Source organism: Raoultibacter phocaeensis, from assembly GCF_901411515.1.
Classification (GTDB): domain Bacteria; phylum Actinomycetota; class Coriobacteriia; order Coriobacteriales; family Eggerthellaceae; genus Raoultibacter; species Raoultibacter phocaeensis.
Window position 1 is genome coordinate 738,271 of record NZ_CABDUX010000002.1, and the last position, 19,210, is coordinate 757,480.

Here is a 19,210-nt window from a genome sequence, read left to right on the forward strand (position 1 = left end):
CCGCTCTCAAGCCGCCATCGCCATGCGCCCGTTCGGAGCGCCGATGTGCCGGATCGCCGCCGGGCGCTCGCGGGGCCGCGTCAATCTGGTTTGACAGCGCAATGGGCTTTGGGTGTCCGCCAACCGTCGCTAAACGACATAATTACGGCCAGAAAATAAGGGAATGAGATCCTTGTGCCTGATCGCAGACTTCGGCAGCGAATCGAAGCACTTCGAAATGTCGTTTAGCGACGGTTGGCGGACACCCAGACGTCTTTCCGCCGGGCAAAACCGGCAGATTGCCGCACTGCGCCTAACGGCTCCCGATGCTCTTGAGCTGCAAACGGATGCAGATTGCCTCTTCGACAGCGGGGATCGCCAGACTGATCCGCTTGTCCGAATCCTCAGATCCGTGACAAACCGCGGTTCGCGGTCGGGTCATGGTATTATGGGAAAATCTCGATATACCCGCCGATGGCTTTCGGCCCGATCGCGTAAGGAGGCGCATATGATCGCCCGGCTCTACCGCAGCTTACCGCTGATCATCATCCTTGCGCTCATCGCGCTCGTCGTGTACTTCGTGGTTTCGTACCGCTCGTCGCCCAACCGCGCCAAGGAAGTTCTCATCAGGTCGTTCATATGGCTCACGGGCATTCTTTCGGGCTTTTTCGCGCTTGCGAGCCTCTACGCTCTGCTCGAGCGGAACTACTTCGCGCTCGACATCATGGCGAGTTTCCTTGCGGTGACCCTCGTCGCCCTCGGCATCGTGCTCGTGTGCCGGGCGGTCTTCTTGAAACACCATCCTCAGTATCGCAAAAAGCCGATGAAGGCGAAGAGGGAACGGCGCCTGCGCTAAGCGGGCTCGCCAGCCGTACGCGTACGCAGGTGCCGGGCGGCTTTTGTCGAGCGTGCGCGTTGGATTGAGGCTTGCGACGTCCAACGCGCATCGGACGGCCTTGTGCCAATTGCACGTTGGGCGTCGTCCTGCCGGCCGGCCTCTGCATGCGCGCCGGACGCTCTTACGGGAACACCGCCATGATGCGACGGCTGATGGTGCGGCGAACGCTCTCGATCGTGTCGAGGAAGCGGTCGATTTCGGCGGTTGTGTTGTAGAAGCACGGGCTTACGCGGCATGACGATTCGAGGCCGAGTGAGCGATGCAGGGGCTGGGCGCAGTGGGAGCCGGTGCGGATCGCGATGTTCTCGCCATCGAGGACAAGCGCGATGTCCTGAGGATGCGCGCCGTCTACCGTAAAGGCGACGACGCCTGTGCGGTCGAGGGTCGCGTAGGGGTTTCCGATGATGCGGACCGAATCGATCGCACGCATGCCGTCGAGCAGGTGCGTTGCGAGCTGACGTTCCACGCGTCCGATCTCGTCGAATCCTATTCTTTGCACGTAGTCGATGGCCGTTGCGAGTCCGAGGGCACCGGCAACGTTGGGTGTTCCCGCCTCGAAGCGCTTCGGGCCGTTTTCGAAGGTGGAGCGGTACTCGCGTACCTCGTCGATCATCTCGCCGCCGAAGAGAAACGGCTTCATCTGCCCGAGCAGCTCGCGCTTGGCGAACAGCACGCCGATGCCCATGGGAGCGTAGAGCTTGTGCCCCGAAAACGCGGCGAAATCCACGTCGAGCGCACTCAAGTCGAGCGGAAGGTGGGCCGCGCTCTGGGCGCAATCGAGTACGACGACCGCCCCGACGCTATGGGCCTTTTCCACGATCTTCTCGATGGGGAACACCGAACCGAGCACGTTCGAAACGTGCGCGCATGCGACGATCTTGGCGGCACCGGTGATCTTCTGCTCGATCTCCTCGTCGCGCAGCCGACCGTTTTCGTCAGGGCGCATGTATACGAGCTTTGCCCCGGTCTTTTCGCAGACATGCTGCCATACCACGAGATTGCTGTGGTGTTCGGAGATGGGCAGGACGATCTCGTCACCGGGTGCGAGGGTGTCGAGCGCGTAGCTGTACGCGACGAGGTTGAGCGATTCGGTGGCGTTTCTCGTAAATACGATCTCGTCGGCATCGGCGCCGATGAAGTGCGCGACGATGCTTCGCGAGCCTTCGTAGAGCTGGGTTGAGGCGACGCTTGTGCGGTAGGTGCCCCGATAGGGGTTGGCGTTGCACTCGCGGTAGTACCCCTCGACCGTCTGAAGGACGATCGAGGGTTTGTGCGTCGTGGCCGCGTTGTCGAGGTAGGCGAGCGGGTTCGAGGTGTATCCGAGTTCACCTTCGAAGGCGCCGAGCGCTGGGAAATCCTTGTAGTAGCAAGAGTCCATCCGTCGCACTTCCTTTCATGGGCCACACGGGAGTTGGCTGGTTGGCGTGGTTTGGGCCGCGCTGTCGGCAATCGGCCAGAACCCCGCAGATCTATCGCGTCGGCGGATTCGAGCACCCAGTGCGGTTGACGAACCCGCCTTCGGCATGCATGCCGCCTTACTGCTCCTCGGTTGCGATGAGGTCGGTCAGTTGGGCGAGTCGCATGTCGATGAGGTTGCCGAGCTTCTGCACCTTGCCGTGATAGCTTTCCTCGCCCGCGGTGTCGCGTGCGATCGCATCGGCGAGGTCAGGGTCGCGCACGTCGTTTCTCAGCCATGCGACAAGCTTGTCGATGTCGAACCAGCTGATCGATCCTTTGCCTCCGGTCGATAGGCCCATGCCTGCGGTTCCGTAGCGCAGAAACCGCGAGGCCTCCTGCAAGCTGTAGATGTAGATGTCGCGATTGCCGGCGGCGGGGTTCATCTCGATGCCGATGAAGTGCTCGCCCCATTCGAGTTCCCGTAGGATGAAGCGCGCCTCCTCGATGTCGGGCAGGGGAAACGAATAGAGCTCCATCACTTCGGGAGGCATCGTTACGGTACTTGCTGCCATAGCAATCACCCTTTCAGTGCGCCGGCGGCCTCGAGCGCGTCGGCGACGTGCCCCAAGTCGTACGATTCAAGCGTTTCGCGGGTGGGGCAGCCGGTCGCCACATCCCAGCCCTCGTGCTCGTAGAAGCGGTCCTTCACGGTTTCGAAGCGCTCGCGGTCGAGCGTGCGGTCGAGACAGGCGCCGTACGACCATTTCCCGTCCTCGTACACGGGCAGCGGGTAGGGCGCGCTGGTCGGAAGCGAGTAGACGAATTCGGCGAACACCTCCTGATCGCGATGGCGTCCCTGCATGTGCCAGATGGCGCGGTCGAGCGTGTAGATCTTCTTGCCCATCTCGAGGCTCTCATCGAACGTGATGTCGATGCCGGTGACCGCCTTGTACATGCGCGGTTCGAAGTTCGGCGTCGCGGGCGTGATGTCGCCGGTGGGCGAGGCGTACTCGATGAGGTGGGGCCACAGCCAGTCGCACATGCCCATCGACTGCACCCAGAAGCGTCCGTAATGGCGCATCCAGGCGACTTTCTCGATCGTCGCGTCGGAGTAGATGCCCTCTTCGCTGTAATCGAAGCAAAGCGGATCGCCGAGCGTCGTCGATTCGGCAAGACGGTTCGCCATGTCTTCGGCCGAGATGAGCGGCTCTTCGCCGACCATGCTGCATATCATCGGCATCCAGTGCACGTGCCAGTTGAGTCCGTGCTCGTTCACGTCGCGCTCGCTCATGACGCTCGCATAGCTCCACTCGACCTCGAGGCGCGGGTCGTAATGGTAGTAGTAGCCCCATTGCGGGTACTGGAAGGTGCCGTTGGCGCTGTCCTCTTCCCAGCGGCCCCACTTCTTGACGGCGCGCGCCGATCCTTCGGCGAGGTCTGCGCCGATATCCTCGCGGTATGCGATCGCCTTGATGAACGCCTCGGCGAACTCCCATGATCCGAACTTGTCGAAGGGCAGGTTCGACTCGATTTCCTTGCCGGGTCCCATGACGCCCATCTTGTAGAGGTTGCGGCAGTACGAGATGATGCTCGTTTCGAACCCGTTCATACCGAGCTTGTTCTGCAAGTCGGCTGCGCGGATCTGGTCTTTGAGGTTGTCGGCGGACATGTAGAACAACGAGGCGGCGCACATGATGCCGTTGCCCACGCCGTCATCGAAGTTGTGGCGGCAGTTGCGGAAGCATCCCTGGCATCCGTAGGGGCGCGAGATCATATCGCGGGCGTTCCAGTAAATGCCGTTGAAACCGGGATGCCGCGTGATGAAGCCGTACACGGCAGCATCGGGATTGGGCGTTTCGAGCACCGGGTCGTCCACGTTGTAGGAGAACTTCTGCTGGAACTCTACGCGCAGATCGATGAGCGCCGCCGGATCGGCAACGGGGACGCTGCCCGTGCCGAGGAAGCTCACGGCTTTGAGGTTCTTCGATCCCCATACGGCTCCGAGCCCGCTTTGTCCTGCGTGGTGGCTTGCGTCATGGGTGATGGTGGCCGTGCGACCGAGGTTCTCTCCTGTCGGCCCGATGCACATGACCGCGGGCTTTTGGGTGGTGCGGCCGCCGTCGCGCGACGTTCCCACCGTGTACCATTCGCCGTCGGGCGTGCCGCCGGTTACGCGATCCCAGATGGCCTCTTGGGTCTGGGCGGTGTCGAGGCCCCACAGCTCGTCGGCGTTGTGGAACTCGACCTCGCCATTGATCACGTTCACCCAGGTCTTCTCAGAGGCCTTGCCCTTGACCAGGTAGGCGTCGTATCCGGCTGCCTTGATCATGCCGCCGATTCTGCCGCCCATGCTCGAGCGGGTGAACCATTCCGGATCGGCGAACGATCCGATGCCCTGGATTTCGACGCGGGCCGAGGCCGAGGGCACGGGGGTGCCTGAGAACGGATTGGTGCATACGGTGACGACGTTGCCCTCGTCGAAGGGGCCGACGGTCTTGTCTTCGCAGAAGTCCCAGAACAGGGCCGATCCCATGCCGTGGCCGCCTCCCCATTGCTGGTAGGGGGAAGAGTCGATCGTTTCTGCGGTCTGGTTCGTGAGGTCTATGATGAGGATCTTTCCGACGAATCCTCCGGTTGCTTGTGGCATTGGTATCCTCCTCGTTGGTTGCTATTCTTCGGTGGCGGTATCATCGGCGGGCGGCGTCTTCACGACCGATGCGGTCGGAACCGAGACGTCGGGCTTCACGCGGCCCTCGTCGTCGATGGGGAAGCCGATGATCGCCCAGTGTTCGTTGCGCAGGTTCACGTCGTAGCCCTCGTCGCTTTGACGGGGGATGGTGTGAGTGAACGAGATGGCGCGCATGGGACAGACCTCGATGCACGCCTGCTTGCCGTTCGGACCGCCCTCTTCGTTCCAGTACGGCGTGTTGAGGCACAGGTCGCATTTCTGCGCGCATTTGTCCTCGTAGTTCCATTGTACGCGCGAGGGCGTGAAGGGGCAGGCCTCGATGCACCGCTCGCAGCCGATGCATTTGCCTTCGGCAACGAGACGCACGCCCGTTTCGGGATCGGCGTGCATGGCTCCGGTGGGGCAGGCGTCGACGCATGAGGGGTAGGGACACTGGCGGCATTGGTTCTGCTGCACGTCGTACGGGAAGCATCCGAGCGGGTTTTTTGTGAGCTGCAAACGCGAGAGGTTCACGTTCGTGCGCCCGCTGTGGGCGAGCGAGCAGGCGAGCATGCAGGTTTCGCAGCCGCCGCATTTCTTGGTGTCGACGAGCAGATATCCGTCGGACGATTCGACGGCGTACACCTCGTCGCCTACGAGGAAGGCGGAAACGCCCGCTCCGGCGAGTATCGCGCCGATGCCGACTCCGCCGATCGCCGCGATGAAGTCGCGGCGTGTTACCGTTTTAGCCGCAGCCTTCTCGTTGGCGGCATTCGTGCTTGCATCAGACATGATCGATACCTTCCTTCCGTCCTTGTGCGGCAAACGGGGCGCCCGCGCCGTCCTTCTCGTCATTCGTCTCATCGGCGCCTTCGATAGCGCCTTTCTCCTCAAGCTCTTCGACCCAGGCGGCATGCTCGTGCTTGGCGTGATCGAGCGGCAGATAGCCGGTGAACATCGATTTCAGCGTCTTCCACGAAACCGGCAGGATTGCTCCGAAGAACACGTGCGCGAGGAAGAACAGAAGCATGAGCGCCGCGGAGATGTCGTGGATCCATGTGATTGCGTTCATGAAGCCCTCGGGAAGCGCGATCGCGTGCGCGAGCACTTTGAACAAGCCGCTCACCAGCACCGCAACGGTTGCCACAATGGCGAGGATGAACGCCATGCGCTCGCTTTCGAAGTACTTCGCCTCTTTGGGATACGTGCACTTCTTGACGCCGAGCAGGCTTCCGTAGTGGTTGAGCGTATAGGTGATGGCGTTTTTAGTGGGCATGTGCTCGCCGAAGCGCCAGCGCGAGATGATGGTGTTCCCGAGCCAGTAGAACGTGCCGAACAAAAACAGCAGCGCGAACACGAAATGCACGTTGAACCACAGCGCAGTTGAGGCGTCGGTCGTCACGAACGCGGGGGTGAACCTCGTTCCGAGGATGATGCCCGACACGAGCAGCAGCGCCGTGCCGAGCGCATGGGTCCAATGCGATACACGCGCGGGCCCATCGTGTCTCAGTATCCGGTTTCCCCTGATGACGGGGTCTTGACGCTTGCTCAAGCCCGCCACCAGTAATCCTAAGAAGGGGGCCGCGAATACGAGCCAGGTGAATTGGTCGAACAAAAGCGTTTCCTGCATCCCTGCTCCTCTCGATTACTCGTCTATGCATGGATTAGTATAGAAACGGCAGGCGAGAGGCCCAATGTGGCGGAAATGAACAGCGCTCAGCGTTTTCTGCGCAGACAGGGTGGTGCTACCTGTTCAAAATGAACAGCAAACGAAGCGAATGGGAGAGCATGGTGCCGAATCGGCGGTAAACGTGTGCCAGCCGTTCGCCAAACGAGCCGCGATCAAGCCTTGAAACCGGATCCGTTTTCGGTTTCGGGAAGGGTTTTCGCCCCCTTCGCTCGGCAATCGGCGCGTTTCGGGGCATCGGGGGTAGTAAATGCAGCCCTTGTTTGGCCGCTCGTCCGAGAAAAGCGACCGATGAATACGTAAGCGGGTTCGTGGGAAACGGGTCGGATAGCGCAAGGGCGCATGCTTCGAAGCGATGCGGGTGCAGCTAGAGGTTGCGGGAGAGCTCCTCGACTCCCTCGTCGGCGATGAATACGAACGCCTTGCCGCGCTGCTCGGCACGCAGGTATCCCGCTTCGGAGAGTTCAACGAGGTCGCGCCGGGCCGTTGCGTATGAAATCCGGTGTTTTTCCTGGTGGTAGCGGATATGGAATTCCGCAAGAGGCGTGCGTAGGGCCCGGGCGAGGATGGAGCGCTGCCGGTGGTTGAACCGCGCATCGGAGGAGAGCATGCTTTTCGCCGCGGAATCTTTGTCCGCCACCCCGGTGATGCGGGCTTCCGCTTCGTCGAGTGCGACTTTCATGCATTGCGCGGAAAGCGTGTGGTGTACGGTCAGATCGCAGCAGGTGCGCCTGAGCGTGCTTTCGTATTCAGCGGGGCTGCAGAGCGTGCGGTCGCCGAGTTTCCTATCAAGCCACCTGAGCTTTGCATGCGAGACGGGCACAAGGGCGAGGACGGGCAGGTCGTGCTTGAGGAAGAACAGCCTCGATGCGAGCGAGGCGACAAGCGAACTCGCAAAACCGAACGGTTCGTGGTAGCGGATTGCGTCGGCAACGAGGTTGCCCTGCATGACGAGGAGGTCCTCGTCGTCTCCGCTCGCATTGGCGTACTCCATGATCGCATCGAGCTGATGCTGCACGATGTTCCACGTCTGCTCGTCGATGGCCCCCGCCGAAGCTATAGAGAGCGATTCGATGTCATCGGGTGCGAGGCCTTCGGTCAGGCGCTCGTAGAACGAGCCCAAGAGCGATCGGGAAAACGGTTCGCGTACGAACAAGGGCAAGTCCTGATCGACGAGCACGGCGTTTGCGACGGCCCGTTCCGCAGGATGATCGGGCAGCGTTCCTAGCCGCACGTGCATTTCGAGGTGGTCGCAATCGACGGAATGCCGTGAAAGCCGCAATGCTGCAACGTACTCGGCCAAGCGCAATCCAAGCGTGAACGAACGGTCCGCATGGTCGAGCAGAACCTCGCAAAACGACGATTCCTTCGCACTGAGCCGCTCGATCGCATCGACGAGGTCGCTCAGCTCATGGGTGCGCCGATACCAAAGTAGGTTTCCATCCTCGTCATCGAACAGGTGGACCCCGATGCACTGCCCGATAGAGCCGAGCATGTCCCAAACAGCGAGCGGACTCATGTCCGGCGGCAAAGGATGCGCGAGAAACGTGTCCCACGTCATAGCTTCGCGCTGCGAAAGCCGCAGAAGCGCGCGAAAACTGCGATCATGTATGATCTCGGTCAATGTCGGTGCACGGTCGTCCAACGTAGTACCCCCTGGCAGGCCCGCTCGGCTGTGCGCCGTGCTGCCTGCCATCCATCGATGCTGTGTGAGCCTCGTCGCCAAGTAAGAGATTACTATAGGCCCTCGTGCTCCGAGTGTGCGAATACGGTGGATGGACGTTTCAAGGCGAAGGAGGCCTTTGCTACACCGATAAGCGTACGCACGGTAACCGGTTGGCATCCGAATCGTCAGTTTGATGTGTTCGTGCACGTTCGTTCTTTCTCATTCTAACCATATGTGCGATAATTCCGTTTCGGTATGCTTTAAGCCGTGGGATACCGCGTTTCACGTGGGATGCTACGAGGCCATGATCGGGGGTTGCCCCGGCTGCTTCAAAGGGGCGTTGCAGACCGCGTTTATGCCGCAAGGCAGCAATGGAAGATGGAAGGAAAACTACGTGGAAACAAAAGTCGAGGCATTGAAGGACAACCAAGTCAAACTGACCGTCACGATCGATGCCAAAGAGATCGATGATCGCATCAAGAAAACCTACAAGGATTTCGCCTACAAGTACAATTTCCCGGGCTTTCGCCGCGGCAAGGCTCCGCGTCCGGTCATCGACAACGCCCTCGGCGCTGAAGCCGTTCCGGCGACGGTGACCGATGCCGTGTTGAACGAGACGTATCCTGTCGCCGTGGACGAGGCTCTGCTCTATCCCGTTTCGCAGCCGCAGTTCGAAGATCAGTCCTCGCTCGTCGAGGCCGGCAAGCCCTTCACGTACGTTGCCACCGTATCGGTCAAACCCGAGTTCGAGCTTTCGAGCTACGAGCCGGTTGAGATCGAGCTTCCCTGCGAGCATGCTACCGACGAGGAGATCGCCGATCAGATCGATCAGCTTCGCGAGCACTATTACTCGTTCGAAGATGCGCCTGCGAGCGCCAAGATCGAAGAGGGCGGTTACGCCGACCTCGCCATGACCGCTACCGGTTCTGACGGCGAAGCGCTCGAATCGCTGACGACCGAATCGCGTCTGTACGGCCTTGGCGTGGGCCTCTTCCCCGAGTCCTTCGATGCGGAGCTTATCGGCCTCAAGAAGGGGCAGAAGAAGAGCTTCGACATCGACATCACGGGCGATTCCTCCATGATGGTATCCTCGCTTGCCGAAAAAACCGACTCGATCCACTTCGACATAGAGGTGCTCGCGGTCAAGAAAAAGGACCTTCCTGAGGTAACCGACGAGTGGGCAAAGGATACGCTCGGGTTCGAGAACGTCGAAGATCTGAAAACCCGTATCGCCGAGTCCATCGAAAAGCAGAAGGCCGATATGCTTCCGGGCATGAAGGAGAACGCGTGCCTGAACGTGCTCGCCGAGCGCCTCGAGGGCGAAGCTCCCGAGTCGATGGTCGAATCGAACGAAGCCGACCTGCTCAAATCGTTCTTCCAGCAGCTGCAGCAGCAGTCCATGAGCTTCGATGTGTACCTCATGCAGCAGGGCATCACCGCCGACCAGTTCAAGGAAGACGTGAAAAAGCAGTCCACCGACATCGCCAAGCAGGATCTCGCGCTCGATGCGTGGGCCCGCCACGCGAAGATGGAAGTGACCGACCAGGAGCTCACCGACGAGTTCGCCAAGAGCGGCGTTGAGGATCCTGAGGCCCTCGAGGCCGAGTGGCGTGCCAACGGCCAGATGCACATGCTTCGCCAGGGCATCTTGCGCACGCGCGCCGTCACCGAGGTCATGGATACGGCGAACGTGACCGAGCTTACCGGCCCGAAGAAGGACGAAGACAAGGCCGAGAAGAAGCCTGCCAAGAAAGCCGCTGCAAAGAAGACCGCCAAGAAGGACGAAGCGGGTGCCGAAGCGGAAGAGAAGAAGGCTCCTGCGAAGAAAAAGGCCCCGGCCAAGAAGGCCGAAAAGAAGGAAACCGACGCCGAAGAGGCGAAGGAATAGAACAAGCATACCGATCAAGCAATCAAGCATATGAGAGTCAGGCGGATCTATCCGCCGGAAACGAGGCATACATGACATCGAACATCCAACCCGCAACCTCAGCGCTCATCCCTTACGTCATCGAGCAATCGCCGCGCGGGGAGCGCAGCTACGACATCTACTCTCGCCTGCTCAATGATCGCATCATCTTTTTGGGCGAGCAGATCGACGACAACGTTGCCAACTCGGTGGTGGCGCAGATGCTCCATCTGGCGAACTCCGATCCCGACAAGGACATCTCGCTCTACATCAACTCGCCCGGAGGCTCGGTTACAGCCGGGCTCGCGATTCTCGACACGATGAACTTCATCAAGTGCGACGTGTCGACGATCTGCCTCGGCGAATGCGCATCGATGGCCGCCGTGCTGTTGAGTTCGGGCACCAAGGGAAAGAGGCTCTGCCTGCCCAACTCAATGGTGCTCATCCATCAGCCTTCGGGCGGAGCGCAGGGCCAGCAGACCGAGATCGCGATCGTTGCGGACTTCATGTTCAAGACACGCGAGCGCCTGAACAAGATCCTCGCGGATAACACGGGCCAATCGCTCGAGACCATTCAAAACGATACCGAGCGCGACAACTACATGACCGCCGAAGAGGCGAAGGCGTACGGGCTCGTGGACGACATCGTGAAGTCCCAGGCCGTCGTGAGCGATGACAAGAAAAGCGAAGAGTAATGCCTAACGATAGGATCGACGGGCGCGACGCCGGATACGGGATGGAGCAGGATCCCCGTGATATCGCGTGCGCCTTCTGCGGCAAAGCGCCGCACCAGGTATCGGCCATGATATCGGGGCCGGGCGGCATCTACATCTGCGACGAGTGCATTTCGGTGTGCGCGGATGCTATGATGCGCGATATGGGTCTCAACAACGCGTCGGGGGATATGGATTCCCCGACGCCTGTTGCCTACGGCAAGGGTGGTACCGCCGCCCGCCACGCGCGCGGTTCCATCGAGCCGAGCGTCATCGAGCCCGAACCCGAAGACATCCTCGCCGATCTGCCAACGCCCCATGAGCTCTACGAAGAGCTTTCCGAGCACGTAGTGGGGCAGGAAACAGCGAAACGCGCCCTGTCCGTTGCCGTGTACAACCACTACAAGCGCATCAGCCTCGACGAGGATCTCGACGACGACGATGTGGAGATAGCGAAGAGCAACATCCTTCTGCTTGGGCCCACCGGTTCGGGAAAGACGCTCCTTGCCCAAACGCTCGCCCGCACGCTGCAGGTTCCGTTCGCCATAGCGGACGCGACCACGCTCACCGAGGCGGGCTATGTGGGCGAGGATGTGGAGAACATCCTGTTGAAGCTCATCACCGCAGCCGACTTTGATGTATCGCGTGCCGAAATCGGCATCATCTACATCGACGAGATCGACAAGATCGCGCGTAAGGCCGAAAACCTTTCGATCACGCGCGACGTGTCGGGCGAGGGCGTGCAGCAGGCGCTTCTCAAGATCGTCGAGGGCACCGAGGCGAGTGTGCCGCCGCAAGGGGGGCGCAAGCACCCCCAGCAGGAGCTCATCCATATCGATACGACGAACATCCTGTTCATACTGGGTGGGGCGTTCGTGGGACTGTCCGACATCATCGGCCAGCGCGTCGGAAAGACCGGGCTCGGGTTCAACGCGGAGCCGCCGAAGGCCAAGAAGCAGACCGAAGAGGAGCTGCTCGCACGCGTGCTGCCCGAAGACCTCAACAAGTACGGCATGATCCCCGAGTTCGTCGGGCGCATCCCGGTGATCACCTCGCTCAAGGAACTTTCGGAGGATGATCTGGTGCGCATCCTCACCGAACCGAAGAACGCGCTTGTCAAACAGTACACGCGCATGTTCGAGTTCGAAGACGCCGATCTCGTGTTCGAGCCCGATGCCCTGCGCGCCATCGCGCGCGAAGCGGTAAGCCACGGCACGGGCGCGCGCGGTCTGCGCTCCATCATGGAACGCGTGCTGCTCGATGTGATGTATGATCTGCCCGAACAGGAAGGCGCGTCGAGCGTCGTCGTACGGGAAAGCGATATCACGGGCGAAACGAAGCCCGAGATCGTAGCGGTGAAGGTATCGAAGCGCAAGCCCAAGCGAAGCGCCTAAACGCAAAGCGGAAATCGGGCGGGCGCGGCTTTGAGCTTTGCGCCCGCCTTTTGCATTCAGGGATAAGAGGAGACTATGTCGGAAGAGAAGAACAACGAGCAGGCGAAGAAGCGGGTCGACTACGATTTCGCCGCGCACGAACGCCCCCTTATCGAGGCCTGGGAGAAGCAGGGCTACTTCAAGCGCACCCCGGGTTTCGGGGAGCATGAGGGCGATGCGTACACGATCGTCATTCCTCCCCCCAACATCACCGGCGCGCTCCATATGGGCCACGCCCTGAACGACACCATCCAGGATACCTGCATCCGCCGTGCGCGCATGCAGGGCTACCAAGCCAGGTGGATCCTCGGCACCGACCATGCGGGCATCGCCACGCAGACCAAGGTGGACAAGAAGCTTGCCGACGAGGGCATATCGAGGCTCGAGATCGGGCGCGAGGCGTTCGTCGAGGCGTGCTACGACTGGTACCGCGAATACGGTGCAACCATCGTGAACCAAATCAAGGGCATGGGCTGCTCATGCGATTACTCCGACGAGCATTTCACGCTCGAGCCAGCGTACGTGAAAGCCGTGCGCCAGGTCTTCGTCGACTGGTATCGCGACGATCTCATCTACCGCGGTAAGCGCATCGTCAACTGGTGTCCGAGCTGCACGACGGCCATTGCCGATGACGAGGCGGAGTACGTGGACGAAGCGGGGCACCTGTGGTACCTGCGTTACCCCCTTACCGAGCCGGTGGATGGCATGGACTACATCGTTGTGGCCACCACGCGCCCCGAAACCATGCTCGGCGATACGGGCGTTGCGGTGAGTCCGAAAGATGAATCGAAGAAGGCGCTCGTTGGGCGTTCGGTTATGCTGCCGCTCGTGGATCGCGAGATACCCATCTTCAGCGATTTCCATGTGGATCCCGAATTCGGCACCGGATTTGTGAAGGTCACGCCCGCGCACGATCCGAACGATTACGCGATGGGCGAGCGCAACGGCCTTGAGCGCATCAACATCTTCGACGAGAACGCGGTTGTGGTCGAAGGTTATGGCGAGTTCTCGGGTATGACGCGCGACGAGGCCCGCGAGGCCGTGGTGGCGAAGTTCGAAGAGCTCGGGCTGCTCGATCACGTCGAGGAGCACGACCATTCGGTCATGACGTGCTACCGCTGCCACACGAAGCTCGAGCCATGGCTCTCCGAGCAATGGTTCGTTGCCGTGGACGGGTTGAAGCGCGATGCTGCCCGCGTGGTTGAGGACGGGTCGGTGGCGTTTTATCCCGAGCGCTGGAAGCAGGTCTATCTCGACTGGATGGAAAACCTCAAGGATTGGTGCATCTCGCGGCAGCTGTGGTGGGGGCATCGCATCCCGATGTTCTACTGCGACGCGTGCGGCTGGGAAGATGCGAGCGTCGAGGATATCGAGGTATGTCCTGTGTGCGGCGCCCCTGTTCGCCAGGACGACGATGTGCTCGACACCTGGTTCTCTTCGCAGCTCTGGCCGTTCGCCACGATGGGGTGGCCCGAAGCGGGCATGGATGCGCCCGAGATCAAGCTCGCGTACCCCACCCAAGTGCTTTCGACCGCCCGCGATATCATGGGGTTGTGGGTGGCGCGCATGGTCATGTCGTCGATGTATTGCTGCAAGGAGATTCCCTTCGAGAACGTCATCATCCACCCGACGGTCATGGCGGCGGACGGCAAGCCGATGAGCAAGTCGCGCGGCAACGGCGTCGATCCTTTGCGCCTCATGGAGGATTACGGTGCCGATGGCATGCGCTTCGGTCTCCTTATGCAGGTGACCGGCGCCCAAGACCTCAAGTTCAACGAAGCGAAGCTCGAAAGCAGCCGTAACTTCGCGAACAAGATCAGAAACGCCGCGCGGTTCGTGATGATGAACCTGGACGGCTTTGAACCGGGCGAGCCCGAGCCGGTGACCCCTGCCGACCGGTGGATATTCTCGCGCCTTGCGGGGCTGGTGGCCCGCATCGACGGGGCGTTCGCGCGCTTCGAGTTCGGTGAGATCACCCGCGAGCTCTACACGTTTTTCTGGAACGAGTTCTGCGATTGGTACATCGAGTTCTCGAAGAGCCGCCTGAACGGTTCGGCCGAGGACCGCGCTGCGTGCCAGCGTAACCTCGTGTTCGTGCTCGATACGGCGCTCAGGCTTCTGCATCCCATCATGCCGTTTGTGACCGAGGAGATATACCAGGAGCTGCCCGTCGACAAGGCGGATGCTCCGTACCTGATCATAGCCTCGTGGCCCGACGCTTCCGCGCTTGCGCGCTACGTTGACGCCGATGCCGAGCGCGCCATCACCATGGTGACCGAGACGGTGTCGGGGATCCGCTCGACCCGCTCGCGCTACGGCATCACGCCGAAGACAGCGCTTTCGGTGGTCGTTAAAGCGGATGCGCACGATGTAGAGCTGCTCGACGCGCAGCGACAGCTCGTCGCCGACATGGCGAATGTGGACGACCTTGTGATTGCGGCCGATGCCGAGAAGCCCGCCGAATCGGGCATCGCGCTCGCCGCGGGCCTCGAGGTCTACATCGTGCTAGCGGGGCTTGTCGATTTCGAGGCCGAGCGTGCTCGCCTCGAGAAGGAGCGGGCGAAGGTTGCGGCCGACGCGGCGAAGCTCGAGAAGAAGCTTTCGAACCCGGGCTTTCTTGCGAAAGCGGCACCCGAGATCGTCGAGAAGGACCGCGCGAAGTGCACCGAGCTCACCGATATGCTCGCCCGCATCGAAGGACAGCTTGCCGAAATATGGTAGGGCGCTGCAACATTCAGGCGAAAGCGGCTGCATCGTTTCGGCGACGGTGCAGCCGCTTCGTTGTGTGCACAGTGTCGCCCGAAAAACACGGATTAGGCGCAAGAACCGTGTTTTTGGGCGATACTGTTATCCGCGCTTGAGCCTCCGACGCTCGCACTTCACCGTCAGTCGGCTCCCGGCTTTCGGTGTCCACCAAGGTTCGCTGCGCGACATCTTTGGACGACCTGTGGAAAGGCGCATCCCCCCATCGGTTTTCCGAGGAAATTAGGGGTATCTACTTGGCGTGCATAGGTTCTTTGTTACAATAGGGCACTGTGTCGGCGCAGATGGTCGACTCGTGCGCGTTAAAAACGGCCTGTGCCGCGCGCGCTGACCGAGGAAAACGAGGTTACCATGAACGAACTGTTGTCCCAGCTGTGGACGCCCGAGCTGCAATCGGCATTCACGATCGTCGTCGTGCTGCTGGTCGTGCTCTACGTGCTGTCCATCGTTTGGGTGGTGCGCGATGCCTACCTGCGTGGATCATTCTGGTACATCTGGGCGATCGTCGCGCTCGTGCCGCTTGTCGGCGTGATAGCGTATTGCTTGCTTCGCCCCCCGCTTCTGCAGATCGACCGCGACGAGCAGGAACTCGAAATCGCACTCAAGCAGCGCGAGCTCATGAAGTACGGCGAATGCGCGAACTGCGGCTATCCGGTGGAGGCCGATTTCGTTCTGTGCCCGAACTGCCACCAGCGCTTGAAGAACCTCTGCATGACCTGCAATCATGCGCTCGATCCGTCGTGGACGGTGTGCCCGTACTGCGCCACCCCCGTTACAGGAGGCGCGCCTCGCCGTGGTGCTGTGCGACCCCGTTCAGGCGCGACAACTACCACGCCGCAGAATGCGGCCACCCAGCAAGCGAGATCGGCTCGCTCACGTTCGCGCTCGGGCGATGAGCTCGGCGCACAGTAGTTCTCAACTGTATGCAACGCGAAGCCGCCCTCGTATGGCGGCTTCGTTGTTCGTAGGGCCGATGGGCCCGCATGAAGGTGTTCGATCCGCGAGGGACGGCACCGCAACGATCGTGCAGGTGCTTTGTACGCACCCGGCACAGGAAAGGATTTGACATGGAAATCATTTTGCCCGACGGATCGCGCAAGGAACTCGAGGACGGCGCGACGGTTGCCGACATAGCGGCGTCGATCGGCGCAGGCCTTGCGAAAGCTGCGCTTGCCGGCATCGTCGACGGCGTTGCGGTCGATCTCGGTTGCGAGGTGCACGATGGCGAGCAGGTATCGATCATCACGAATAAGACTCCCGAAGCCATCGAGATACTCAGGCATTCGACGGCGCATATCATGGCGGCGGCGCTCGTGGACTTGTACGGCGATGTGAAGTTCGGCGTCGGTCCTGCGATCGAGGACGGTTTCTACTACGATATCAAGCTGGACGACAATCTGGGTCCCGATGATCTTGCGAAAGTCGAGGCCCGCATGGCCGAGATCATCGCTGCTGCCGAGCCATTTGAACGTCGCGTTGTTACGCGCGCCGAAGCCGAGGAACTTTTCTCCGACCAGCCGTTCAAGCTCGAGCTCATTGCCGAGCTGCCCGAGGACGAGGCCATCACCACGTACTCGATCGGCAGGTTCACCGATCTGTGCCGCGGCCCCCATCTTCCCGACACGTCGAAGGTTCCCGCGTTCAAGCTCACAAAGCTCGCCGGCGCGTACTGGCGCGGCGACAGCGAGCGCGAGATGCTCCAGCGCGTGTACGGCACGGCATTCTTCAGCAAGAAGGAGCTTGAAACCTATCTTCACAATCTCGAAGAAGCCGAGAAGCGCGATCATCGCAAGCTGGGCCGCGAGCTCGGCATCTACACGATGGATCCGCTCGCCGGCGTCGGCCTGCCGATGTATCTGCCCAAGGGCGCGCGCATCATCCGCACGATGCAGGAGTGGCTGCGCCGCGATCTGTACGAGCGCGGCTACGAGGAGGTCATCACGCCGCACATCTATAACGCCGACGTGTGGAAGATGAGCGGCCACTACGACTTCTACCATGAGAACATGTACTTCTTCGAGATCAACGAGGGCGACGAAGAGAATCCGCGCATGAGCGAGTACGGCGTGAAGCCCATGAACTGCCCCGGCCACGTCATGCTGTACAAGGCCGACTTGCACTCCTATCGCGATCTGCCGCTGCGCTACTTCGAGTTCGGCACGGTCTACCGCCACGAGATGAGCGGCGTCGTGCACGGCCTTCTGCGCGCCCGCGGGTTCACGCAAGACGATGCGCATGTGTTCTGCACCAAAGACCAGGTGGTCGACGAGGTGGTCGCCATCCTCGATCTCGTGGACCACATCATGACCACGTTCGGGTTCGAGTACACGGCCGAAATATCGACACGTCCCGAGAAGAGCATCGGTTCTGACGACATGTGGGAGCATGCAACGACGTCGCTTGAGGAAGCGTGCTCCCGCCACGGCCTTGAGTACGAGATCAACGAGGGCGACGGCGCATTCTACGGTCCGAAGATCGACATCAAGGTGAAAGATGCCATCGGTCGTACGTGGCAGTGCTCGACCGTTCAGGTCGACTTCAACTTTCCCGAACGGTTTAACTTGACGTACCGCACCGAGGACAACTCCGAGGAGCGTCCCTGGATGCTTCACCGCGCCATCTTCGGTTCGATCGAGCGTTTCTTGGGTATCCTGATCGAGCACTATGCAGGCGCGCTGCCTTTGTGGCTCGCACCCGTGCAGGTGGCTGTGCTGCCCCTGACCGATCGCCACGTCGATGCGGCGAACGAACTCATCGGCAAGCTGAAGGCGGCGGGCGGACGCGTAGAGCTCTATGCGCAAAACGAGCCTATGCGCGTGAAGATCGCGAAGGCGCAGAGCCAGAAGATCCCCTACATGGTCGTGCTCGGCGATAAAGAAGTCGAGAACGGCACCGTGAGCGTGCGCGAACGCCATGAAGGCGATCTGGGCAGCTGGGACGTCCAGAAGCTCGTCGATATCATCGAGGAAGCGGCGTTGTAAAACGATTTCCCAACTACTGCGTCATTGAGGCTCCGGGCAGCTCGAATGAATCGATCGCTCGGAGCCTCGCGTATTTTCCTGTCGGAATCGTGTCGGTCGGTGTACGCTATGCGGCTATCGACGGTCGTTTTCGTTTGGGTCGGGAAGCCAGAAGCGGTATGCTGTAGCGGGCTCGCTGTCCCACGTGGTTATGCAGAATTTCGAAAGGTCGTAGGTTCCATCGGCATGGGTTCCGGTCAACTCTTGTTTCGGGAGCACGAACGCTACCGTAATGGTTCGTTTCTCCGAGGGCGCAAGTATGTTCCAGCCATCCTTCAGGGCGTAGTGGATGAGGTTCTCGTCTTGCCGGGGCTCGCCGTATAATTCCGAAAAGATGCCGAGGTCCAGCTGCCATCCGCTGCCGATAAAGTCGGAGTCCGTACCGTCGAACCTGTCTGCCCAGAGCGCGAGCGTGGGCATGTAGGTTTCTGCGTCGCTTTCGTTTGCGAGGGTGATATCGGCAAACACGACAAAGCTCTCAAGCGGTTTTCGCTGACGGGGGTTTGCCTCGGCATAGTGCGGGTACCATTCTCGGAATGATTGCAGGCTGACGGCCTTCGAGCTTTCGACCTTCATGGTGAGGGCCGAGCATTCGTAGGACCATTCGGGCGTCTCGGCGAACTGCCGGGCGATTTCCGTACCCATGAAATCGAGCTCTTCATCGGTTATCAAGTGTTTCCTGCCTTGCTCAAGATCCTCAAGCGCATAGGGCATGTTCGGAGGTATGTCGACGACGCTTTCTGCCTCGACGGTGCTGTAGACGGCGAAACTCCATGCCTCGGCTTCGTACTCGGTAGCAGCGGTTCTCGGTGATCCAGGAAGGTAGCGTCCGATTGCCCATCCTGCGACAAGCGCTCCTGCAAGCAGGCAGCATATGCCCGCTGTGATACGTTTTGTTCGCGTGGTTGCCTGCAACAGATCACATCCTTTACGACGGGTTCATTACCTGAAACCCTATCACGCAAAGACGAAAATCAGCAATGATGATTTATATCACCCCTGTTCTCGGCTTTTGCGATGCGACGATTTGCTACGCTGTTTCGTGCGAAGACCAACGGTTGCCAGTTGGTATGCGCTGC

At 60.6% G+C, this 19,210-nt stretch carries 14 protein-coding genes; 7 read left to right on the top strand and 7 right to left on the bottom strand.

Features of this window, described 5'->3' with window-relative positions; genetic code table 11:
- Positions 1–487 precede the first annotated feature (487 nt).
- Positions 488–835: a guanylate cyclase gene (locus tag FJE54_RS11000; RefSeq protein ID WP_139652817.1), complete on the top strand. Its 348-nt coding sequence runs from the start codon at positions 488–490 to the stop codon at positions 833–835.
- A gap of 163 nt (positions 836–998) precedes the next feature.
- Here the strand turns inward: FJE54_RS11000 and FJE54_RS11005 are convergent, their stop codons facing one another.
- From FJE54_RS11005 to FJE54_RS11030, 6 genes are all read right to left on the bottom strand, one after another.
- Complete coding sequence (locus FJE54_RS11005; protein WP_139652818.1) at positions 999–2,255, bottom strand: aminotransferase class V-fold PLP-dependent enzyme; 1,257 nt, start codon at positions 2,253–2,255, stop codon at positions 999–1,001.
- 157 nt (positions 2,256–2,412) lie between these two features.
- Entirely contained in the window at positions 2,413–2,847 is a 435-nt protein-coding gene (locus tag FJE54_RS11010; protein ID WP_139652819.1) for a hypothetical protein, read from the bottom strand.
- A gap of 5 nt (positions 2,848–2,852) precedes the next feature.
- On the bottom strand, positions 2,853–4,922 hold the full coding sequence (locus tag FJE54_RS11015) for an aldehyde ferredoxin oxidoreductase N-terminal domain-containing protein (protein ID WP_139652820.1): 2,070 nt from the start codon (positions 4,920–4,922) through the stop codon (positions 2,853–2,855).
- A gap of 21 nt (positions 4,923–4,943) precedes the next feature.
- Positions 4,944–5,735: a 4Fe-4S dicluster domain-containing protein gene (locus FJE54_RS11020; RefSeq protein WP_139652821.1), complete on the bottom strand. Its 792-nt coding sequence runs from the start codon at positions 5,733–5,735 to the stop codon at positions 4,944–4,946.
- Positions 5,728–6,573 carry a cytochrome b/b6 domain-containing protein gene (locus FJE54_RS11025; RefSeq protein ID WP_139652822.1) on the bottom strand — a complete coding sequence of 282 codons (846 nt, stop codon included), beginning with the start codon at positions 6,571–6,573 and terminating at the stop codon, positions 5,728–5,730. The genes FJE54_RS11020 and FJE54_RS11025 overlap by 8 nt, the downstream gene beginning before the upstream one ends.
- Positions 6,574–6,997: 424 nt before the next feature.
- Entirely contained in the window at positions 6,998–8,275 is a 1,278-nt protein-coding gene (locus FJE54_RS11030) for a Fic family protein (RefSeq protein WP_139652823.1), read from the bottom strand.
- A 415-nt stretch (positions 8,276–8,690) separates the two neighbouring features.
- Between FJE54_RS11030 and tig the strand changes: the two genes are divergently transcribed.
- The 6 genes from tig to thrS all read left to right on the top strand — a co-directional run bounded on the left by tig (position 8,691) and on the right by thrS (position 18,092).
- Entirely contained in the window at positions 8,691–10,184 is a 1,494-nt protein-coding gene (gene tig, locus FJE54_RS11035; protein WP_180326709.1) for a trigger factor, read from the top strand.
- A gap of 71 nt (positions 10,185–10,255) precedes the next feature.
- On the top strand, positions 10,256–10,897 hold the full coding sequence (locus tag FJE54_RS11040) for an ATP-dependent Clp protease proteolytic subunit (RefSeq protein ID WP_139652824.1): 642 nt from the start codon (positions 10,256–10,258) through the stop codon (positions 10,895–10,897).
- Entirely contained in the window at positions 10,897–12,309 is a 1,413-nt protein-coding gene (clpX, locus tag FJE54_RS11045) for an ATP-dependent Clp protease ATP-binding subunit ClpX (protein ID WP_255467403.1), read from the top strand. Before FJE54_RS11040 ends, clpX begins: the two co-directional genes overlap by 1 nt.
- A 75-nt stretch (positions 12,310–12,384) precedes the next feature.
- Positions 12,385–15,069: a valine--tRNA ligase gene (locus FJE54_RS11050; RefSeq protein WP_139652825.1), complete on the top strand. Its 2,685-nt coding sequence runs from the start codon at positions 12,385–12,387 to the stop codon at positions 15,067–15,069.
- A 393-nt stretch (positions 15,070–15,462) separates the two neighbouring features.
- The gene (locus FJE54_RS11055; RefSeq protein WP_139652826.1) at positions 15,463–16,023 is read left to right on the top strand and encodes a zinc ribbon domain-containing protein; all 561 of its coding nucleotides are present in this window, start codon (positions 15,463–15,465) and stop codon (positions 16,021–16,023) included.
- Between the two features lie 155 nt (positions 16,024–16,178).
- Entirely contained in the window at positions 16,179–18,092 is a 1,914-nt protein-coding gene (gene thrS, locus FJE54_RS11060; RefSeq protein WP_139652827.1) for a threonine--tRNA ligase, read from the top strand.
- A 114-nt stretch (positions 18,093–18,206) separates the two neighbouring features.
- Here the strand turns inward: thrS and FJE54_RS11065 are convergent, their stop codons facing one another.
- On the bottom strand, positions 18,207–19,046 hold the full coding sequence (locus FJE54_RS11065) for a hypothetical protein (protein WP_139652828.1): 840 nt from the start codon (positions 19,044–19,046) through the stop codon (positions 18,207–18,209).
- Between the last annotated feature and the right edge of the window lie 164 nt (positions 19,047–19,210).